Source organism: Pseudomonas sp. 5P_5.1_Bac1, from assembly GCF_025466015.1.
GTDB lineage: Bacteria > Pseudomonadota > Gammaproteobacteria > Pseudomonadales > Pseudomonadaceae > Aquipseudomonas.
Genome location: NZ_JANLNX010000001.1, coordinates 30,899 through 49,282, shown reverse-complemented (window position 1 = coordinate 49,282; position 18,384 = coordinate 30,899). Strand labels below are relative to the sequence as shown.

Genomic DNA, 18,384 nt, shown 5'->3' with positions numbered 1-18,384 from the left:
TGGCCTATAGGAGGAATGGATGAGTAAGGTTAAGTATTGGGCGTTCACCGTTGGAGCAGTGCTGTCGGCCTTGTCCGGCGCCGTGGTTGTCTGGAAGGGGTTCACCGAAAACCATTGGTACTTGGCGGCAACGCCGATTTATTTGGTGCTTGCCGTGTCGCTCTGGAACATGGCCTCCAGGCTTCGGAAAGTGTAGGGAAGATGCTGGTGCTCCTTGAGTAATTCAGTCTGCTAGCATCGCGGTTTTGCAGTGAAGGACCACATCATGAAGATCAACAGGGTATCCGTAGTGTTGGCCGGTGCCGCCCTCATGACGTGTACCAATGCGTGGTCCTGGTATATGAAGGGCGACGTCATCCAGTTCAATGCGGCTGAGCGGAATTTCTGCGAGGCAGGGGCGATGGATGCTGCCGCTATCATGTACAGCAGGCAAATGGGTACGCCGCTGTCATATGCCTATGAAGCGTATTCCGATATCCATGAAAAGATGAGGGGAAAGTTCACCAAGATGGCCGAAGACTACCCCATAGAAAGCACGAAAGAGAAGAAAATGGCAGTCGCCGATAAATTCACCGACGACATGCATAGAGGGTGCTTTCTATACCTGAAGGTTGCCCAGCCAGAGTCGTTTGCCGAGTAAGTTCAAAACGTTGTTGCGATTGCCAGCGCAAGTTGCTCGTCGGTCATGTGTGGCGGGGCGTAGGCCGCGTGGTAGTAGCGAGTCGCTTGTTCGAACTGCGCCCCCCGGATTTCTCCACTTGAGCCGATGAAGGCGAGGGCATCGGCCTTGGCAGGCTTGAAGTTGTGCACCGCCAGTTCGCTAAGCCCGGTGGTTCCTGAAACGAGGAAGGTTGGGGAGAGCAGTACCAGCAGCATCGACCTGTCGTACGAGCCCTTGTTCTCATCCGCCAGGGCTTGAGGACTGAGCATTACCAGGGTGGCGATGATCAGCGTTTTCCATGAGTCCATTCCGTGCCGCGTCCTGGGTTGCTATCGAGGGGCATCACCATAGCAAGGCGGAGGCTCGCGAGAAACAATACGGCCGGCCATTTGGGGTATTTCACCGCAAACGGATTGACATAAGGCATCTTGCCATTATCGTTCTGTGACAATCATCGCGTGCGGGGCAAGGAACATGGCGAATCTGCTGGTAAAAGGTGTTCGGCTACTGGCCGTTGGGGCGGCATTGTCCAGCCTGCATGGCTGCATGCTCGATCCCGCGGGCATCGGCCTGACCCTGGCCCAGGCCGCCTATACGCCGGATGATCCGGAGCCTATCGACCACCTGACCCCCCTCAAGGACATGTACAGGGGGCAGGATTGTCGACAATTGGACGTCACCGACGGGGCGCTGAGAACCAATCTGGGCGAGCCCGGCGAGCACAATATCGTGCCGACGGCGCTGGAAGCCATCCGCCAGGTCAAGGCGGAAAAAGGCTGTCCGGCCGAGGCCCAAGTCGCTGCGACAGTGGCACCGGCACCGGCTGTAAATACGGTGCCTGCCACCAATACGGCGTCCACTGCAAATGGGGCGCCACTTACCGTCAATGTCGCTCCGCCAACGTCCGGAAGGGGCTGGCTGGGTGCCTCGTTGCTTCCTGCCGACAAGCTGCACGACGTCCTGGTTCGGGACCTGGGCTTGCCCGACAGCCACGGCGTGCTGGTAACCGGTGTCATCCCGGGAAGTGCTGCGGCTCAAGCCGGGATCAAGGCCGCAGACGTGATCCAGTCCATCAATGGCCAGGTGTTCGACCAGACCACCCAGTTGATCGCCTACCTTGCCTCGAACAAGGCGGGCACTCCGGTGACCCTGAAACTATGGCGCAACCGCAGCAGCATCACCCTTGTCGCGACCTTGGCAGGCACCCAGCCACCGCCGATTTACGCGGCGACGGGTTCGCTTATCTACTGCTATGCCATGGCGATGCCCGGCACACTCATCCCCGGCGGCGGTAGTTACTGGTTGAGCACGCCATTCGCCTTGCCGGGCGCAACGGTCAGCAATGCCGCCGAGCGCGGAAAAGCGGTGGGTCAGCAGTTCAAGCAGTACCTGCTGAGCCAGGGCGTGAATCCCGAGACGGTCAAGGAGGCGTTCGGCATCTGCAGCCAGGGCATCGGCAATGCAAACACCTTCCTCGAAGCCGAAGAAAATTCGCGCAAGCACCCTGCGTTCCTGGCCACCAACTCCACCAGCGTGAAGATCCTCTGGCAGCCCTGACACGCAGGCCCGTCGCCAAGGCAAGGAGGCCTGGTTGAAATTCATTGTTATGGAGCCCCATCGCAGCGAGTTCCCCGAACCCATCACCTTCACGGAGGGTACCTCGCTGCAGGTGGGCGAGGCCTATGAGGGCGATGAAGGTTGGGAACACTGGTATTTCTGCGAAACCGCAGGGCAGCGTGGCGGTTGGGTGCCGGCGCAGGTGATCCGGATGCTGGCGCCGGGACAGGGCGTGGCGCGGGAGGATTACACGGCGCGGGAGCTGGAGGTCGAGGTGGGCCAGCGGTTGCTGGGCGGACGGCAACTCAATGGTTGGGTCTGGTGTGATCGGCACGCCGAATCCGGCTGGGTACCGCTACGCAATCTGCGGGCCGACGGCGACTGACGCCTCAATCGAGTTGTTTGACCAGCAGCTTGCTCTCGTTCATCCGCGCACGTTCGCTCCAGGAGGCAGTGTGGCTGGCCTTGTTCCAGCGCACTTTGCTGATGCCATTTTCTTCGGCGCGGGCGATGGCGTCAGTGATGCAGCGCAGGCCCACGGTGGCGCCGACGCAGGCGCCGTCGATCAGCAGCGCGGCTTTCCAGGCTTCCAGCCAGCTCATGCCGTTGCGATCGGTAACGACGACCTTCTTCAGGCCGTTCTTTACATAGTGAATCTCGTACTTGTCCTGCATGTCCCTGCCTGTAGGCTGAACGTCCTTGAATTGCGAAATATTATCATTAGCGCTGACGTAATGACATTGGCGCATGGTCTTACACTAGTCGCGAATTGCCTGTGATAGAGCGGCGCAGATCAATTGCCCAGCGTTTACAGGGCTTCGCCGCTGTAGTTAACTGACTTGCCGTGGCACCTAGCCATCCGTCTTGAGGCAACTAGCTGTGACCTTGAGTTTCCGCCCCGTGCAGGCCAGCGATATCCCAACCGTGTGCCGCTTCGCCCAGACCGCCGACGAGGCGTTTTTCTTCTTTCCCAAGTGCACGTTTCCGGTGACGCCCGAGCAAATGACCGCGGCCATCGCGCAGCGCAGCGACTCATCGGTGGTGGTCGAGGGCGACGAGGTGCTGGCGTTCGCCAACTTCTACCAGTGGGAGCAGGGCGGCACCTGCTCGCTGGGTAATGTGCTGGTCTCGCCCGCCGCGCGTGGACGGGGCGTGGCACGTTACCTGGTTCAGCAGATGATCGAGGTGGCGCGCAGTCGGCATCAGGCGCGGGAAATGAAAGTGTCCTGCTTCAATCACAACACCGCCGGCTTGTTGCTCTACCCGGCACTGGGCTTCGTGCCGTTCGGCATCGAGGAGCGTCAGGACCCGGCCGGCCATCGCGTGGCGCTGGTGCAGATGAAGCAATCGTTGTTGCCGGCAGACCACACGCCGTTGACGGCATGACAGCGACGGCCTATACAGGCGCGGTCAATCCGTACCCGCAGCAGGAAACTTCCCATGCATGATGAAGACGATATTCACGAACCCGAGCATGACCACCTGCTCGACCATGAATTTCATGACGATGACGAACGCGAAACCCAGGCCGACCCGATGTTCGACGACGTCGAGGACGAAGACGAGGAATACGGCCTCGATGTGCTGGACGACGAGGATCACGAGGACTGGTGAGCAACCCTCAGTCTAGGGGCGGAAGCGCGGTAGCGGTCGCTCCAGTTGCAGGCTCGTCAGGGTGCGTTTGACCAGCACTTCGTCAGCCTCGACAGCCCGCAGGCTTTCGCGGATCTTGCCGGCTACCGGGTCATCGCCTTGACGGTCGATCCAGTCGGCAATGTCCTTGCAGGCACTGGCCAGCTTGTCTTGCCGATGGTTGATGACGGTCAGCAGGGTTTTGATGTCTTTGTCGGACATGACTCATTCCTCCTGTAAGCGAATTCAGTGTAGCAGCACCCTGGTGAACTGGCCGGGTGCCAGCCGTCGGCACGCAACCGCGCTGCGTCAGGGCTTGACCAGGTTACGAAACCAATCGTTGAGCATCGCCTTTTCCGAATACAACTGATCACTTGTGCCTACCCGCCCGGGGCGTTGCAGGTAGAACTTGTCGTCCACTCGCACGTCGGCCTGCTTCACTATCTGCCCCTGTTGTTGCAGGGTGTAGTGAAGGTCGATGCTTGGCCAGGTGATGTCGCGCATGAAGCGCACCGAGTTGGCGTTGGTTTGCCAGGGTTCGTAGCGTCCGGCCAGGTCGATATCGCGGATATCGATGCGCAACGTCTGTCCGGCAGTCAGATAGCGCGTGCCAAGGGATTCCAGATAACTGCGCAGTGCTTTCATGACCTGTTCGTCGGCGCCGCGCTCGTAGCCGTTGCTTCTGAGGCTGGCGTCGCGGAATTTCTCCGGCTGGATGAAGTTGACCTGGACACTCGGCGAGGCCGCGTAGGCCATGCTGTTTAAAGCCAGCATGACGAGGGTGGCGAAAGTCAGGGCCAGGCGCATGATGACACCTCCGGGAGCGCAGGACTGCGAAGCGCAGCCGCGTTTATTGTACGCCCGTGATCCTCGGATGGAGCAGGAGAGAGGCGATGAACACTGTTGTTCGTGTAGCGCGCAATCCACTTGGGCGGGACTTGGCCGTCGGTGATGTGCATGGGCATTTTTCCCGCCTGCGCGAGGCGCTGGAGGCGGTGGATTTCGACCCGGCGCGGGACCGGCTGTTCAGCGTCGGTGATCTCGTCGATCGCGGGCCTGAGTGCGAAGAGGTCCTGGAGTGGCTGGCGCAGCCTTGGTTTCACGCCGTGCAAGGTAATCACGAAGCCCTGGCGTTATCGCATGTGCGTGGCGAGTGGCTGGATTACGCGATGTACCGGGCTGCCGGCGGTGCCTGGTTTCTCGATCTGGCCCCGGCGCGGCAAGCGCATTTCGGCGAGGGTTTCGCGTTGCTGCCGCTGGCGCTGGAAGTCGACACCGCGCAAGGCCCGGTCGGCATCCTCCACGCCGATTGTCCGTGCCTGCGCTGGCGAGACCTGTTGCCGCTGCTGGAGCAGACGCCGGTGCCAGCGAAGGTGCAGGAGGTCTGCCAATGGTCGCGGCAGCGCTTGCGCGATGAAGACGCGCGCGGTGTCGAGGGCCTGCGCGCCTTGCTGGTGGGGCACACGCCGCAGCAGGCGGTACGGGTGCTGGGCAATGTCTGGCATATCGACACCGGTGGCTGGTCCAAGGGGCATTTCACCTTGCTGGACCTGGCCACGCTGGAAATCGCTCAGCCGATCCGCCCCAGATAGTCGATGACCTTGGCAAGAACCCGCGCCGAGTCCTCGCGGTGCGGCACGTGGTGGCAGCCTTCGAGAATCACCGCTTCGCCGCGGTCTCCGGCCAGCGCGGCGATACGTTGCGGGTGCAGCACCGAGCCGTATTCGTCCAGATCGCCGTGCAGTGCCAGCAGCGGACAGTGCACGGAGCCCACGCTGTGTTTCAGGGTCCAGTTGCTGAAAGCCGCCGACAGCCAGGTTTCGGTCCAGGCATCCAGCACCCACTGCGCCTTGTCGCCGTGGTATTTGCCCAGTCGCTCCAGTTGACCGGGCGCCTGGAACTGTTGCTTGGCGGTGCGGATGCCTTGCAACGTACGGTCCTCGACGAAGGCCTGGGCCGATTCGGTGATCAGCGCCAGGCAATCGCGTGGGTTGTTTGCGGCGCAGTGGCTGGCCATGGCCCCGCCGACGCTGTGACCGAAGGCAATGAAGCGCTCGATGCCCAGCGCTTCACGCAGTTGCGGGAAGAAGCGCTCGGCTTCGTCCTGGATGAAGGTCAGCGGCAGGTGGCCCGGATAAGGCGCCGACTGGCCGAAGCCGAGCCGGTCATAAGCCACAACGTCCAGCCCGGTGGCGTCGCACAGTTGCTGCGGGAAGTCGCGCCACAGTTCGACCGAGCCCAGCGAGTCATGAAACAGCACGATGACCGGTTTGTCCGAGACGTTGGGAGTGGCGAACCAGCGCCGGGCGAACAGGCGACCCTGCGGGGTTTCGATCCAGAAGACTTCCGTTGTAACAGGCGACATAGGGCGTTCCGATTCAGGTTCTTGTTCCAGACAAGTAACAAAACCTGACCGCGCTCGCAAACGGATTTTGTACGCAAGTGCCACCCGAAACGAAGAAATCAAACCCGAAAAGTTTGACTGTTCCAACAACTTTTTCGCCAAATTGCCGCCGCCAGAGATTCTGTGTTTTCAATAGGTTTGATGGCTTTTTCAGCGTTGTTACGAAATATGTAGCCAAGTGCTATTAGCCAGTGCGATGCTCCGCCAAAATCCAATAAAACCGGGGCCGTCAGGGTCTTTTTCATTTCGGGGAGCAGCATGAAGTTCGCAATCAAACAGTTTGCCTGTGTGGCAATGCTGGCAAGTTCGTTCGCCCACGCGGACAGCCTGCTGCGCGTGACGTGCGCTGATGAAGATAGCGATGCGGTCGTATCGATTGATAACAACGCGGTGGGCAATTGCCCGGTCATTACCGCGATGCCGGCGGGTACTTACCAAGTGCGTGTGGTCAAGACGGTAGGCAGCGACAAGGAACAGGTTTTCGAGAAACAAGTCACCCTGGTGGACGGTCGCCCGCAATCGGTGGACGCCGAACTGTCGGCGCCGAAACTCACCGCCGGCGCGGTGAAGGCCAAGGCCCAGGCGAACGCCGCGCAAGTGCTGGAGTCGGCGCAGAACGGCGACGTCGATTCGATGAACGCCATGGCCGCGCTGTATGACGCGGGGCAGGGCGTGGACAAGAGCCCGACCAAGGCCGAGCACTGGCGAACCATGGCGACCCAGGCAAAACTCAAGGTCGCCCAGGACGAATTCCTCGCCACCGTGCAACGCGCTAGCGGTGGTGATGTGGCTGCCATGTACGCTGTCGCCAATGCCTACCAGTCCGGCAATGGTGTCCCTCAGGACCCGGTCAAGGCCGCCGCCTGGCGCCAGCGGGCCAAGGACACCTCGCTGAACCAGCAATTGCAGGCCAACGGCTTCTTCAATGACGTGAAGCACTACAACTTCAACGACCCGGGCATGTTCACCTCCAGTACCACCCTGGTGCCCACCTCGCTGTTTATCGGCGTCATCGAAAGCCCCAGCGTCACCAGCCGGCAAATGCGCATCCGCAGCGAAGCGGTCATGCGCCCCGCGACCTTCGGCAACCCTGACTCGATGATCGCCCGCGCGGCGCAACGCCAGGAAGCGGTCCTCGCCAGCCAATGAGGCCGCTGCTTGTCCTGCTCGCGGTGCTCGCGCTGTCGGGCTGTGCGCTCAAGCCACAGGCGGTAGACCCGGATTTCGCCGCGGTTTCCGCCGTGGCGACCGGCGCAGCGGCGCCTTCGTCTGCGGACTACCAACACCAGTTGCAACGCTACCAACACGATCCGGCCTATGCCTGTCGCCAGCCGCTTTACGCCGCGTGGTTTCTGCGCCAGGGCGTTGCCGCAGCAGCGCCGGCGCCGTGCGCGGCGAGCGTGCCGTTTGCCGTGCAGACGCCGGACGAGGGCGTGCGGGTGGTCTGGATCGATCCGGCGCGGGTCAGCGCGGTGCACTTGCTGTTTGCCGGCAACAGCCCGAGCCCGGCCTCGCGCTTCGGCCATGTGGCGCTGCGCCTGGTGGTTTGCCCCGCTGCGGACAGCTCGCCGGCCAGTTGCGACAGCAACCTTGCGGAGCACCTGGTCCTGAGTTTCCAGGCCCATGTCGACGACTTCACCCTCGATGTGCTCAAGGCGCTGGGCGGCGAATACCAGGCTCGCCTGTTCGCCAGCCGCTTCATGGACAGCTACGAGCAGTACGCCATCGGTGAGTTCCGCGAGCTGTATTCCCTGCCGTTGCGCCTGGATGCCGGGCAGCGACAGGCGCTGGTGCGCGACATGGCGCAGATCCATTGGCAGTTTTCCGGCAGCTACGACTTTTTCACCCGCAACTGCGCGACCCTGCTGCAGCAAGCGCTGCGCGCGACCTGGCGCGAGTACGCCGAGAATCCAGACATGGCCGAGCGTTTCCTGCGCCCGGACACCCTGTTCGCCGCACTTCGTGACAGCCCGTTGGCCGAAGGCGCCGCGCTGGCCTCGCTGGAGCAGGCGGAGCATGACGGTTTCTACTTCTCCAGCACCCGGCCGTTCTACGACGAGGCGCTGTCCCGCGTTCGGCAGCACATGCCCGGCGAGGGGTTTTCCAGCCTGCGGGACTACATCGAGATTGCGCCACAGATCCGCCGCACTGCGCTGCAAGACCCGGCCTACGCCGAGCGCCTGACGGCGGAATCGCGCGCCCTCGACGCACAGTTGATGCTGGAGGAGTACGCCTTGTTCAGCAGCCAGCGGCTGCTGCTTGGGCAGGCGGCGCAGTACCTGCGTCGGCAGGATTTCTCGGCACGGGCCACGGTGCTGGACCCGGCCCATGGTGAGATCTTCGAAGCCTGTTTCCTGCGCCCGTTGCGCCAACGCATCGGCCCGCCACGGCGCACCTCGGGTATTCCCGACAGTGCCGACCGCTTCATTGATCTTCCCGCGTTCGCCGCGCAGTGCCGCTCAGAACAGGCCCGCCGCCTGCTGACCGAGGCCATGTTGACGGTCGCGGACGACGGCAGCGAACAGTGGCAACAATTGAACCGCCTGACCCGTTACCGGGCAGACACCCTCGACAACATCGTATTTCTCCGACAACTTCGCCCCTAGCCGGCAGGACAGCCCATGCTTACAAGAACAACCCGCGGATTTGCCCTTGCGCTCTGCCTGTCGGCGGTAGCGCCGGCGATGGCCGCTTCCACCGCCGAGCAACAGCAGATGCTCGACCAGCTCGCGCAACTCGATGAGCTGGACCATCAGGACTTCCTCGAACGCAATGCCAAGGCCAACGCCTGCGTTCAGCAACAGAGTTTCGACTGCGCCGAGAAATACATCGCCCAGGCCAAGCGCGTGGCGAAGAACGCCCAGGACAAGGCCGCACTGCAACTGACCCGCGACAACCTGCAGATGGAGCAGGAATTGGTCGCCTCCGAGGCACGTTCCCGGCGCGAGCAGAAGGAAGCGGAAGAAGCCGACCGGATTGCCGAGGAACGGGCCGTCCGTGCCCAGGAACTGGCCGAGGAGCGTGCAGCCCAGGACCAGCGCAACAAATACGCGGCGATGGCCGCCGGGCTTGCGCTGGGCGGTGGCGGGCAGTTGTCGCCGGAGCGCCAGGCCCAGTTGATGGCTGCAATCCAGCGCGACAGCTATTCCCAGGGCTCCGACGCAAGCAACTTCAACTCCGCTGTGCAAGGTATCCGCGAGGACCAGAGCCGCCAGGCGCAGGAGCGGGAAAACCTGCGCGCCCAGCAGCGCGAGCTGCAACAACGCCAGCAGCAACAGCAACAGCAGGCCCGCGCCGATGCGCAGGAACAGTCGCGGTTGCAGGCCGAAGCCCGCCAACAGGCCCGGCAGGATCAAGCCACGGCAGCGGCCGCTGCCAGCAACTCCGCCAGTAGCCGGCCGCAGCCGCAGATCGTCCAGTACGTGCCGCAGCACGTAACGCTGCCGACGTGGCGCGAAGAATGCCCGGCCGGTTCGTCGCCTGCCCGCAATCCCAATGGCACCACGGTCACCGCCGGTTCCGGCGCGGCGTATTGCCTCAAGGACGGCACCAGTGGCGCGGGCCAGCAGGTCGCGAGTGCGCAGACCGAGCAGGGCAGTGGCGGTGCCGGACATTCTGGTGCGGGTTCCAGCTCGGGCGGATCGAGCACGGCGCCGGGCAAGAAAGGCGGCACCTCATCTACTGACGCAGGCGGCCAGAAGAGCCAGTGGGGCGCAGTGCAAGAGGAGGCGCTGGCGATCTGCCGCCAATCCGAGAAAAGCAAAATGTGGGAATGCAATGGCGCCCTGGACAATCAGACGCTGGTCGACGAGCCCACCGTGGAAAGTGCCCTTGCGCGGCAGCGTTGCTCGGGCGGCACGCCGACTGTCGGTGGCCCGGTGATCAAAGGCCAGCAATGGCAGGCCTACCAGTGCGGTCACGGTGTAGGACCGGGCGACTATGACGTCGCCAAACGCTACAACATGGTCACCCCGCGTCGCTCCTATATCTGCAAGGCCTTCTCCAGCGGGCGTTGCGACATTCCCTACACCGGCCAGGACAAACAGTAAGGGTTCAACTGTTCATTGCTGCAATCCGTGCAGCAATGAACTGCAAACCGGCTATCTTGTTGCCTATTCCGTCAGTTCACATACTTCGCCCCATCGTGAACGCAGGCCCGCATTAGGGCGAAGGAGCATGGCAATGGTGGCAGCAATTCGGATCAACCAGACAGGCGGCCCTGAGGTGCTGGAGCTTCGCACGGTCGACGGAGCCGCGCCTGGTCCTGGCGAAGTCTGGCTGGAGCAGGACGCCATCGGCGTCAACTTCCTCGATGTCACCCAGCGCAAGGGCGCGGCACCGCTGCCGTTGCCCGGAGGCCTTGGGCTGGAAGGCGCTGGCCGGGTGGTGCGGGTCGGCGCCGGGGTGAGCAACGTGGCCGAGGGTGATCGCGTTGCCTACGCCACCGGACCGCTGGGGGCCTACGCCAGTGCCCGGCTGTTTCCCGCCGAGCGGCTGGTGAAGTTGCCGGATTCGCTGTCGTCGGAGGACGCCGCGGCGGTGCTGTTCAAGGGCATTACCGCGCAGTACCTGCTCAAGTCGACGTATCCAGTAGGTCCGGGCACCACGCTGCTGCTCTACGGCGTGGCGGGCGGGTTGGGCTCGATCATGGCGCAGTGGGCCAAGCACCTGGGGGCGTTCGTTATCGGCGTGGTTTCGCGGCCCTCCAGCGTGGACAAGGCCAGGGCGCTCGGCTGTGACGAAGTGCTGGTGTTCGACCCCGCCACGCTGGCCGCCGAGGTCGCCCGCATTACCGACGGCAAGAAGGTGGATGTGGTGTATGACCCGATCGGCCGGGTGTCCTTCGACGCCTCGCTGGACAGCTTGCGCCCGCGCGGGCTGATGGTGTCGTTCGGCGCCTCCAGCGGCGCCCCGGCGCCGGTGGAAATGGCCACGCTGAACAGCAAGGGCTCGTTGTTCATCACCCGGCCATCGCTGGCCGCCCACACCGCCACCCACGCGGAATACCAGGAACGCGCCGCCGATGTTCTGGCGGCGGTCAGCGCCGGTATCATCACGCCGCGGATCTGGGGCCGCTACGCCCTGGCCGATGCGGCGCGGGCCCACGCCGATCTGGAAAACGGGCGATCTAGCGGAGCGATTATTCTTACACCATGACTAGCGATGTACTGGACAACACCCACAGCGACGAGATCGCGGCGTTTCTTGCCGTGGCCGGGCAAGGCTCGTTCGTCGCCGCCGGGCGCCTGCTGCAACGCCACCCCACGGTGGTGTCCAAGCGCGTGGCAGCGATGGAAAAACGCCTAGGCGTGCGCCTGATCGAGCGCTCGACCCGGCAGGTGCGCGTCACGCCTGTCGGCGAGAAGTTGGAACAACGCCTGCGCGCGGCCTTCGGCATGATCGCCGAGGCGGAGCAACAGGCGATTTCCGGGGCGAGCGAAGTGCGCGGCGTCTTGCGCCTGGCGTTGCCGGCGGCCATGGGTCGGCTGTGTATCGGACCCATGCTGCCGGCGTTCCTGCGCGAGTACCCGCAGGTGTCGATCGTCGCCGACTACAGCGAGCGGTTGGTGGACATCATCGAGGAAGGCTTCGATATCGCCATCCGCATCGGCGAACTGGACGACAACCGCCTGATCGCGAAAAAGCTCTGCGATCACCGAAGGATCCTCTGCGCTTCACCGGGCTATCTGCAACGCCACGGCGTACCGCATTCGCCACAACAACTCGCCGAACACAATTGCCTGCGTTTCAGCGGGCTGGCATCGTTTCCGCAGTGGCGGCTGTATGCCGGGGACCAGCAACACACGGTGACGCCCAAAGGCAGCCTGACTGCCAACGACAGTGAATCGCTGCTCGCCGCTGCGCGTGATGATGCCGGCATTCTTGGCGCCGGGGAGTGGCTGATGAGCCGCGATATGGCCGCCGGGCGCCTGGTGCGGGTGTTGCCGGACTGGCAGTTGGACCCCACGGGTGGGGTGTTTCTGGTCCGGCCATCGGCGCGGTTTCCTGCGGCCACGGTGTTGGCGTTCAAGCACTGGATCGAAGCGCGCTTCAGCCCGGTGGCGCCGTGGATCGAGATAAAGAAGTCGGAGTGAGCACTCAGCACTCGGCCAGCACACCCGTCCCGACACAAACCTATTCAAATGAAATAGATTCGCATTTATACTCCTGCACCCAATGCCCACCCCGGGCCTTGTTTCCCCGTGCAGGTCACCGTGCAGGCCGATCCCCCGAAACCCTCGTTGTTGTCCACCCTGGTTCGTCATTACGACGAACTGGTGGAGCATGTTCGCCGCCGTTTCGGTGAGCGGGGCTTCGCTCGCGAAGTGGTCCACGACGTGTGCGTGCAACTGCTGGAAAAGCACGAGAAAGAGGGCGTGCGCACGCCGCTGGCGTTGTTGCGCAAGATCACCCATGACAACGCCGTCAGCCGCTACCGCAGTGACCGCCGCCGCCAGACCTGGCTTGTCGCGGTGCCTGAGTTGCCCGAGGTGGATGCCGGGATCGCCAGCCATGAGCGTCAACTGGACGCCGCGCAAACCCTGGAGCGTTTGATCCATGCCGTCGAGCACCTGCCGCCGCGCTGCCAGATGGTGTTTGTCATGCACAAGATCCATGAACTGCCGCAAGCCGAGGTGGCTGAACGTCTCGGTATTTCCCTGAAGACCGTCGAAAAACACCTGCGCCTGGGCATGGCCGCCTGCCGCGAGTATTTGGGCCGCGAGGTGGCTTCATGAGCGGCAACCCCAAACCGGGCAAGTACATCGAGGAAGACCAGGCCATCGCCCAACTGCGTGAGGCGCTCAAGCAGCGCTTCCCGATGCCCGACCCGGCGCCACGCACGAAGCGGCTCAAGGCGACCCACGTCGGCCTGTTGTCGTTGGCGCTGTTGGCGGGAGTGGCCTGGCTCGATCCGGCGTATCACAGCGAGCATTACCTGACTCAGGTCGGCCAACGGCAGACCCTGCAACTGGCCGACGGCAGCCAGGTGGCGCTGGACAGTGCCAGCGAGCTGACGGTCAGTTGGCACCTGCTCAGCCGCCGCAGCGAACTTCGCCGTGGGCAGGCGCTGTTCGAGGTGTCGCCGAGGGTCTACCGACCTTTCCTGGTGGACGCAGGGCCCGCGCAGGTGCGGGTGGTGGGAACGCGTTTCAACGTCAGTCGCCAGGCCAGCGATGTGCGGGTCACCGTCGCCGAAGGGCGGGTCGCGGTGCGCGCTGGCGAGGCGTCCAGCCTGCTTGGGCCTGGCCAGCAAGTGCGTGTGCATGACGGGCGACTGGAGCCGGTGGCGCGGGCCGACGCCGGTGAGGTGGGGGCGTGGCGCAACGGTCAACTGATCTTCGAAAGCACGCCGCTGGCCGAAGTGATCGGCGTCATCCAGCGTTATCACGCGCAGCCGATACGCCTCGGCGGCCCGGGCCTGGACAGTCTGCCGGTGTCCGGCGTGTTCGACAGCGGCCATGTCGACCGGCTGCTGGCCTTGCTGCCGGGAATTCTGCCGCTGACCGTGAACACTGCCGCCGACAGTTCGGTGCTGATCACGGCGCGGGTGAAAAAATAATGTCGTCACGGGGTAGGGTTGTGCGCGGCGGGTGACGGCTATCTCCATGTCCCCTTATTTCGTGGAGTGCAGTACGTGAGTCAGTCCCTTTTACGCGCGCCGTTGCCCCTGTCATTACTGGTTGCCGGCCTGCTGTCGAGTCCGTTCGTCCTGGCCCAGTCCGCTGTGCTGGAGGTCGACATGCCGGCGGCATCGCTGGAAAAGTCGCTCAACACCCTGGCGCGCCAGGCCAATGCGCAGATTCTCTTCGCTGGCGAGGCGACCGCGGGCAAGGCGGCTCCGGCGCTCAAGGGGCGCTACACCCTGGAGCAGGCCTTGCGCCAACTGCTGGACAACAGCGGCCTGAAGGCGCAGGAGCGTGACGAGCACACCTTCATCGTCGTGCCGGGCGCCGCGGAACCTGTGGAAGTGCCGGCCAGCGCGGGTGCTGCCGTCGAACTGTCCAGCCTGGAAATCACCTCGTCCCGGACTAGCAGCAACCTGGTGCCGCAAGCCCGTCAGGTCAACGTGATCGAGCGTGAGCAACTGGAGCAACTGCGCCAGGGCTCGGACAGTCTGGCAACAGTGTTGGCCAAGAGCATTCCCGGCATGGCCGACTCCAGCCGCACCATCACCGACTACGGCCAGACCCTGCGTGGACGAACGATGCTGGTGCTGGTGGACGGCGTGCCGCTGAACACCAACCGCGACTCGTCGCGCAACCTGGCGAACATCGACCCGGCGTTGATCGAGCGTGTCGAAGTGATTCGCGGCAGCAGCGCGATCTACGGCGCGGGGGCGACCGGCGGCATCATCTCCATCACCACTCGCCCGGCGGGCGGCGAAACCCGCGCCGAGACCAGCCTGACGGCGGTGTCGCCCCTTAGCCGGCTGGGCCGCGACGGCCTTGGCGGTCAGTTGCAGCAGCATTTTTCCGGCGCGCAAGGGCCGGTGGACTACGCGCTGGACTTCGGTGCCCGGCATATCGGCGCGTCCTACGATGCCAACGGCAAACGCATTGCCCCCGAGCCCAGCCAGGGCGACCTGTTCGATGCCAACGCCTACAACATCGGCGGCAAGCTTGGCCTGCGCATCGATGACGAGCAGCGCATCCAGCTCTCCGCCAGCCACTACAACGCCGACCAGGACACCGACTACACCGCCGATCCCTCCGTGTCACGCCTGCCGCCTGGCTCGGTGGCGGCGCAGCCGCTGTCCGGGCTGTCGCTGGATGAGCAGAACCAGATCAAGAACACCTTGCTCAACCTGGAATACGCCCACGCCGATGTGCTCGGCAGTACGCTCAACGCGCAGATTTACTACCGTGACTTCTTCACCCGCTTTACCCCGTTCGACGCCCGCGGCGTGGCCACGCGCGGGCGCAATGTCGACCAGGTGACGCAGAACAGCGAAGTGTTCGGTAGCCGCGTGACCCTGCGCACGCCGCTGGGCCAAGCCGGCGACACCGAACTGCTGTGGGGTGCGGACTTCAACCATGAACGCAGCGACATGCCCATCGATATCTTCGACCCACGGGTGTTCGACGCCAGCGGCGGCCGGGTCTTCGAGAAGATCGGCAAACTCAGCTACATGCCCGACCTGACCACCCGCAGCCTGGGCGGCTTCGCCCAGTTGCAGCACAAGTTCAACGAGCAATGGTCGGTGGAGGGCGGCATTCGCTACGAGTACGCCACGGCGCGCTATGACGACTTCGTGCCGCTCTCGGAATCCACGGCTACTTCGCCGGTGACCGTCGCCGGCGGCGAGGTCAACTACGACGCCTTGCTGTCCAACATCAGCCTCAGCTACTCGCCAGTGGCGGGGCAGACGCTGTACGCGGCCTTCAGCCAGGGCTTCCAGTTGCCGGACATCGGCGTGCAGATACGCAACGCCCGACGCGGTTTCGATATCGACTCCTCGAACCTGGAGCCGGTCAAGACCAACAACTACGAGCTCGGCTGGCGTGGCGCCGTGGGTGAACAGACCCTGGCGAGCCTCGCGCTGTTCTACACCACCTCCAAGCTGGGAGACGTGCAGAGCTTCAACAACGGCCTGATCCTCACCCGCACCCAGGAGCGCATCTACGGCGTCGAAGGCAGCGCCGACTGGCTGACCGCCGATGAGCGCTGGGGCACAGGCGGCTCGTTCAGTTGGCTCAAGGGCCGCGAGAAACCGGACAACGGCGACTGGCAAGACATGACCGGCTACCGCATCCCGCCGCTGAAAGTCACGGCCTACGTGCAGTACAAACCTGATGAGGACTGGAGCCACCGTGCCCAGCTGACCTGGTTCGACAGCGACGACTATCGCCTCGACGGCGTTGCCAGCTTTGGCCGGCGCAAGGTCGACGGCTATGCCACCGTGGACCTCATCAGCCAATACCGGCTGAGCGCCGATGACCAGATCAGCGTCGGCATCCAGAACCTGTTCAACCGCGACTACTACCCGCTGTACAGCCAGTTGATGCGCAACAGCACCAACACCAGCCACCTGCCGGCGCCGGGCACGGTGCTGACAGCGAGCTACACGCATCAGTGGTGAGTGCCGCGGCAGGTGAATGACGCGTTGGCTTCACCGTACTTGACGGTGGGCCAGCGCGCCGGGGAAGCTTGGCAATCACCCACAGGAGCCTGTCATGGACCTCGCCACCCTTGCGCTATTTATCCCCGCCTGCTTCGCCCTGAACATGGCCCCCGGCCCGAACAACCTGCTATCGCTGAACAACGCCAGCCGCTACGGCCTGCGCACCGCCTGCGTGGCGGGCGTCGGCCGGCTGTTCGCCTTCGCCGGGATGATCGTGCTGGCAGCGCTGGGCCTGGCGGTGCTGCTGCACACCAGCGAATACCTGTTCCTGGTAATCAAGGTGGTGGGGGCCTTCTACCTGTTCTACATCGCCTGGCAACTGTGGCGGGCGCCGGTCGGGCAGAGCGGACTGGTGGGAGAGCGCAACGGCGGGGTGATGCGGCTGGCGCGGCAGGAGTTTTTCGTCGCGGCAGGCAATCCGAAGGCCATCCTCATCTTCACCGCCTTCCTGCCGCAATTCGTCGTGATAGACAGCCCCGTGCCGGTCAGCGAGCAACTGCTCTGGCTCGGCGTGATGTTCCTGATGCTGGAATGGTTGGCGATCGGCATCTACGCCTGGCTCGGCGCCTACCTGCAACGCTGGTTCAACCAGCCCGGGCCGCGGCGGGTGTTCAACCGGGTCAGCGCCGGGTTGTTGAGCTGCGCGGGGCTGGGGTTGCTGGCGGCGCGGCGGGGCTGAGATGTGCTCGACGGCGGCCCTTCCGGGCCGCCATTCATTGGCCTGTACGATGCGCTCCCCTTGGGGAGCCTGCCCTCGACACCTCAAGGTGCCGAGCTATTCTGCGTTGATGGCTTTTCGCCGCAATCTAGTTGCAATCAAGCTCAGGCATGACGTGCCGGCGGCGTCATGGTGCTACCACTTTTCCAGGACGGTATTGATGAAGCGGACAATCAAAATAATGGGACAAACCGCTGGCTTCTTTTCTGTAGCGGTTTGTGCGCTTCAGGCTCACGCATTCCAGCTTTCTCCCAACGGCACAGTTGCTGAACGGGAAATGGCCAGGACACAGGGGGTCATTTATAAAGCGTCCGTCCCGTTCCTTGACGCCGCAGTACACAGCTTTGCCGATCCTGCGCATGAAGCACTGACCCAGCGAATCTTCGGCTGCGATGGTGACTGGAAATATTGCAATACGCCGGATCTGGAGAACGCTGGCCCCTATGTGATCGCAGGCGTGCGCTGGAATGATGACCCGGTGTTTATGCCCAGCCTCGAAGACGGGAAGACACGCGGCTGCAATGGCAAATACTCGGTTGGCTTCATCACCCAGACGCGCTGCTGGATCAATCTGTTCAACAAAGCCGAGGAGGAGAGTGCGAGCAACCCGCAGGCGTATATGGGAAAGGGCAATTACATCAGCCGTTCGCATTTTGGTGATCTGCAATTTCTCCACGCCATGGCTTCGCAGGACGGGGTGCCAGCAGAGGTCACTCGCGCTGAGATCCTGATGTGGGCTGAGTTCGCATGGGGTGTGGCGGACGGCACCTATTCGCTCGGAACCTACTTGAAGGACATTCCCATCGAGGGTTGGGAGCGGCACTTCAGCAATGACCAGACGGTGCAGGATCTGTTCACCGTAGGTCGCCCGTGGCTGCGGGCTCATGTCAACGAAGTGGCACTCGGCAGTCTGATGCACCTTGTCCAGGACAGTTTTGCCGAAGGGCACGTGGACCGTCGTGAAGAAATCAATGGGGAAAAATGCGCGGACGGCACACAGGCGGTCTTCGGGCGAATCAGAGAGTTTCACTCTTATGCGGGGCAGGACCATGGCAAGCACAAGGATGACGATGCGAGCGAAAGCGCCAGGCAAACGCTGATGAGACATGATCCTGATGTGGTTGACGCCGGGAAGAGGCTAAGAGGTCTTTTTGCCGACAAGAAATCCTGGGCCGAGGTCAAGCCTTATCTGGAGGGTTGTGTATTTGCCTTGGCCATAAAAACCCGGGTCTCTTCATCCGGAGATAATTATCTGAGGTCAGCGGGGCGTTGATAGACGATTTGCCAGG

The 18,384-nt window shown here is 63.2% G+C and carries 23 protein-coding genes; 17 read left to right on the top strand and 6 right to left on the bottom strand.

Annotated features, from left to right (window positions below; genetic code table 11):
- Positions 1-19: 19 nt before the first annotated feature.
- Entirely contained in the window at positions 20-196 is a 177-nt protein-coding gene (locus tag NTD82_RS00255) for a hypothetical protein (RefSeq protein WP_262127358.1), read from the top strand.
- A 69-nt stretch (positions 197-265) separates the two neighbouring features.
- Complete coding sequence (locus NTD82_RS00250; protein ID WP_262127357.1) at positions 266-640, top strand: hypothetical protein; 375 nt, start codon at positions 266-268, stop codon at positions 638-640.
- A gap of 2 nt (positions 641-642) precedes the next feature.
- On the opposite strand, the gene NTD82_RS00245 is transcribed toward NTD82_RS00250, so the two are convergent.
- Entirely contained in the window at positions 643-969 is a 327-nt protein-coding gene (locus NTD82_RS00245) for a DUF2388 domain-containing protein (RefSeq protein WP_262127356.1), read from the bottom strand.
- Between the two features lie 166 nt (positions 970-1,135).
- On the opposite strand from NTD82_RS00245, the gene NTD82_RS00240 reads away from it, so the two are divergent.
- Both NTD82_RS00240 and NTD82_RS00235 read left to right on the top strand, forming a co-directional pair.
- Positions 1,136-2,218 (top strand): PDZ domain-containing protein, encoded by a 1,083-nt coding sequence (locus tag NTD82_RS00240; protein WP_262127355.1) that lies wholly within the window; start codon positions 1,136-1,138, stop codon positions 2,216-2,218.
- A 34-nt stretch (positions 2,219-2,252) separates the two neighbouring features.
- The gene (locus NTD82_RS00235; RefSeq protein ID WP_218241179.1) at positions 2,253-2,603 is read left to right on the top strand and encodes an SH3 domain-containing protein; all 351 of its coding nucleotides are present in this window, start codon (positions 2,253-2,255) and stop codon (positions 2,601-2,603) included.
- A gap of 4 nt (positions 2,604-2,607) precedes the next feature.
- On the opposite strand, the gene NTD82_RS00230 is transcribed toward NTD82_RS00235, so the two are convergent.
- Positions 2,608-2,892, bottom strand: coding sequence for a hypothetical protein (locus NTD82_RS00230; protein ID WP_095153570.1), 285 nt, complete (start codon positions 2,890-2,892; stop codon positions 2,608-2,610).
- 205 nt (positions 2,893-3,097) lie between these two features.
- Between NTD82_RS00230 and NTD82_RS00225 the strand changes: the two genes are divergently transcribed.
- Positions 3,098-3,604 carry a GNAT family N-acetyltransferase gene (locus NTD82_RS00225; RefSeq protein WP_262127354.1) on the top strand — a complete coding sequence of 169 codons (507 nt, stop codon included), beginning with the start codon at positions 3,098-3,100 and terminating at the stop codon, positions 3,602-3,604.
- Between the two features lie 54 nt (positions 3,605-3,658).
- Positions 3,659-3,832: a hypothetical protein gene (locus NTD82_RS00220; RefSeq protein WP_177454387.1), complete on the top strand. Its 174-nt coding sequence runs from the start codon at positions 3,659-3,661 to the stop codon at positions 3,830-3,832.
- 12 nt (positions 3,833-3,844) lie between these two features.
- Here the strand turns inward: NTD82_RS00220 and NTD82_RS00215 are convergent, their stop codons facing one another.
- Together NTD82_RS00215 and NTD82_RS00210 are read right to left on the bottom strand one after the other, a co-directional pair.
- Complete coding sequence (locus NTD82_RS00215; protein WP_095153568.1) at positions 3,845-4,072, bottom strand: hypothetical protein; 228 nt, start codon at positions 4,070-4,072, stop codon at positions 3,845-3,847.
- Between the two features lie 87 nt (positions 4,073-4,159).
- Positions 4,160-4,657, bottom strand: coding sequence for a DUF3016 domain-containing protein (locus NTD82_RS00210; protein WP_262127352.1), 498 nt, complete (start codon positions 4,655-4,657; stop codon positions 4,160-4,162).
- An 86-nt stretch (positions 4,658-4,743) separates the two neighbouring features.
- Between NTD82_RS00210 and NTD82_RS00205 the strand changes: the two genes are divergently transcribed.
- A complete protein-coding gene (locus NTD82_RS00205; RefSeq protein WP_262127351.1) occupies positions 4,744-5,442 on the top strand; it encodes a metallophosphoesterase in 699 nt (232 codons plus the stop codon).
- Here NTD82_RS00205 and NTD82_RS00200 read toward each other — a convergent pair.
- The gene (locus NTD82_RS00200; protein WP_262127350.1) at positions 5,421-6,215 is read right to left on the bottom strand and encodes an alpha/beta hydrolase; all 795 of its coding nucleotides are present in this window, start codon (positions 6,213-6,215) and stop codon (positions 5,421-5,423) included. The genes NTD82_RS00205 and NTD82_RS00200 overlap by 22 nt on opposite strands.
- A 98-nt stretch (positions 6,216-6,313) precedes the next feature.
- Entirely contained in the window at positions 6,314-6,514 is a 201-nt protein-coding gene (locus tag NTD82_RS00195) for a hypothetical protein (RefSeq protein ID WP_262127349.1), read from the bottom strand.
- Here NTD82_RS00195 and NTD82_RS00190 point away from each other — a divergent pair.
- From NTD82_RS00190 to NTD82_RS00145, 10 genes are all read left to right on the top strand, one after another.
- Positions 6,513-7,403, top strand: coding sequence for a PEGA domain-containing protein (locus NTD82_RS00190; RefSeq protein ID WP_262127348.1), 891 nt, complete (start codon positions 6,513-6,515; stop codon positions 7,401-7,403). The genes NTD82_RS00195 and NTD82_RS00190 overlap by 2 nt on opposite strands.
- Complete coding sequence (locus tag NTD82_RS00185) at positions 7,400-8,860, top strand: DUF4105 domain-containing protein (RefSeq protein ID WP_262127347.1); 1,461 nt, start codon at positions 7,400-7,402, stop codon at positions 8,858-8,860. The genes NTD82_RS00190 and NTD82_RS00185 overlap by 4 nt, the downstream gene beginning before the upstream one ends.
- A gap of 15 nt (positions 8,861-8,875) precedes the next feature.
- A complete protein-coding gene (locus NTD82_RS00180; protein ID WP_262127346.1) occupies positions 8,876-10,303 on the top strand; it encodes a hypothetical protein in 1,428 nt (475 codons plus the stop codon).
- 133 nt (positions 10,304-10,436) lie between these two features.
- Positions 10,437-11,411 carry a quinone oxidoreductase family protein gene (locus tag NTD82_RS00175; protein WP_262127345.1) on the top strand — a complete coding sequence of 325 codons (975 nt, stop codon included), beginning with the start codon at positions 10,437-10,439 and terminating at the stop codon, positions 11,409-11,411.
- Positions 11,408-12,349 (top strand): LysR family transcriptional regulator, encoded by a 942-nt coding sequence (locus tag NTD82_RS00170; protein WP_262127344.1) that lies wholly within the window; start codon positions 11,408-11,410, stop codon positions 12,347-12,349. Before NTD82_RS00175 ends, NTD82_RS00170 begins: the two co-directional genes overlap by 4 nt.
- A gap of 120 nt (positions 12,350-12,469) precedes the next feature.
- Positions 12,470-12,991, top strand: coding sequence for an RNA polymerase sigma factor (locus NTD82_RS00165; RefSeq protein WP_262127343.1), 522 nt, complete (start codon positions 12,470-12,472; stop codon positions 12,989-12,991).
- The gene (locus NTD82_RS00160) at positions 12,988-13,815 is read left to right on the top strand and encodes a FecR family protein (RefSeq protein ID WP_262127342.1); all 828 of its coding nucleotides are present in this window, start codon (positions 12,988-12,990) and stop codon (positions 13,813-13,815) included. Before NTD82_RS00165 ends, NTD82_RS00160 begins: the two co-directional genes overlap by 4 nt.
- A gap of 180 nt (positions 13,816-13,995) precedes the next feature.
- Positions 13,996-16,335: a TonB-dependent siderophore receptor gene (locus tag NTD82_RS00155; protein ID WP_262127379.1), complete on the top strand. Its 2,340-nt coding sequence runs from the start codon at positions 13,996-13,998 to the stop codon at positions 16,333-16,335.
- A gap of 94 nt (positions 16,336-16,429) precedes the next feature.
- Positions 16,430-17,056: a LysE family translocator gene (locus NTD82_RS00150; RefSeq protein ID WP_262127341.1), complete on the top strand. Its 627-nt coding sequence runs from the start codon at positions 16,430-16,432 to the stop codon at positions 17,054-17,056.
- Positions 17,057-17,255: 199 nt separating this feature from the next.
- Positions 17,256-18,368, top strand: a complete 1,113-nt coding sequence (locus NTD82_RS00145; protein WP_256587658.1) for a hypothetical protein — start codon at positions 17,256-17,258, stop codon at positions 18,366-18,368.
- Positions 18,369-18,384 lie beyond the last annotated feature (16 nt).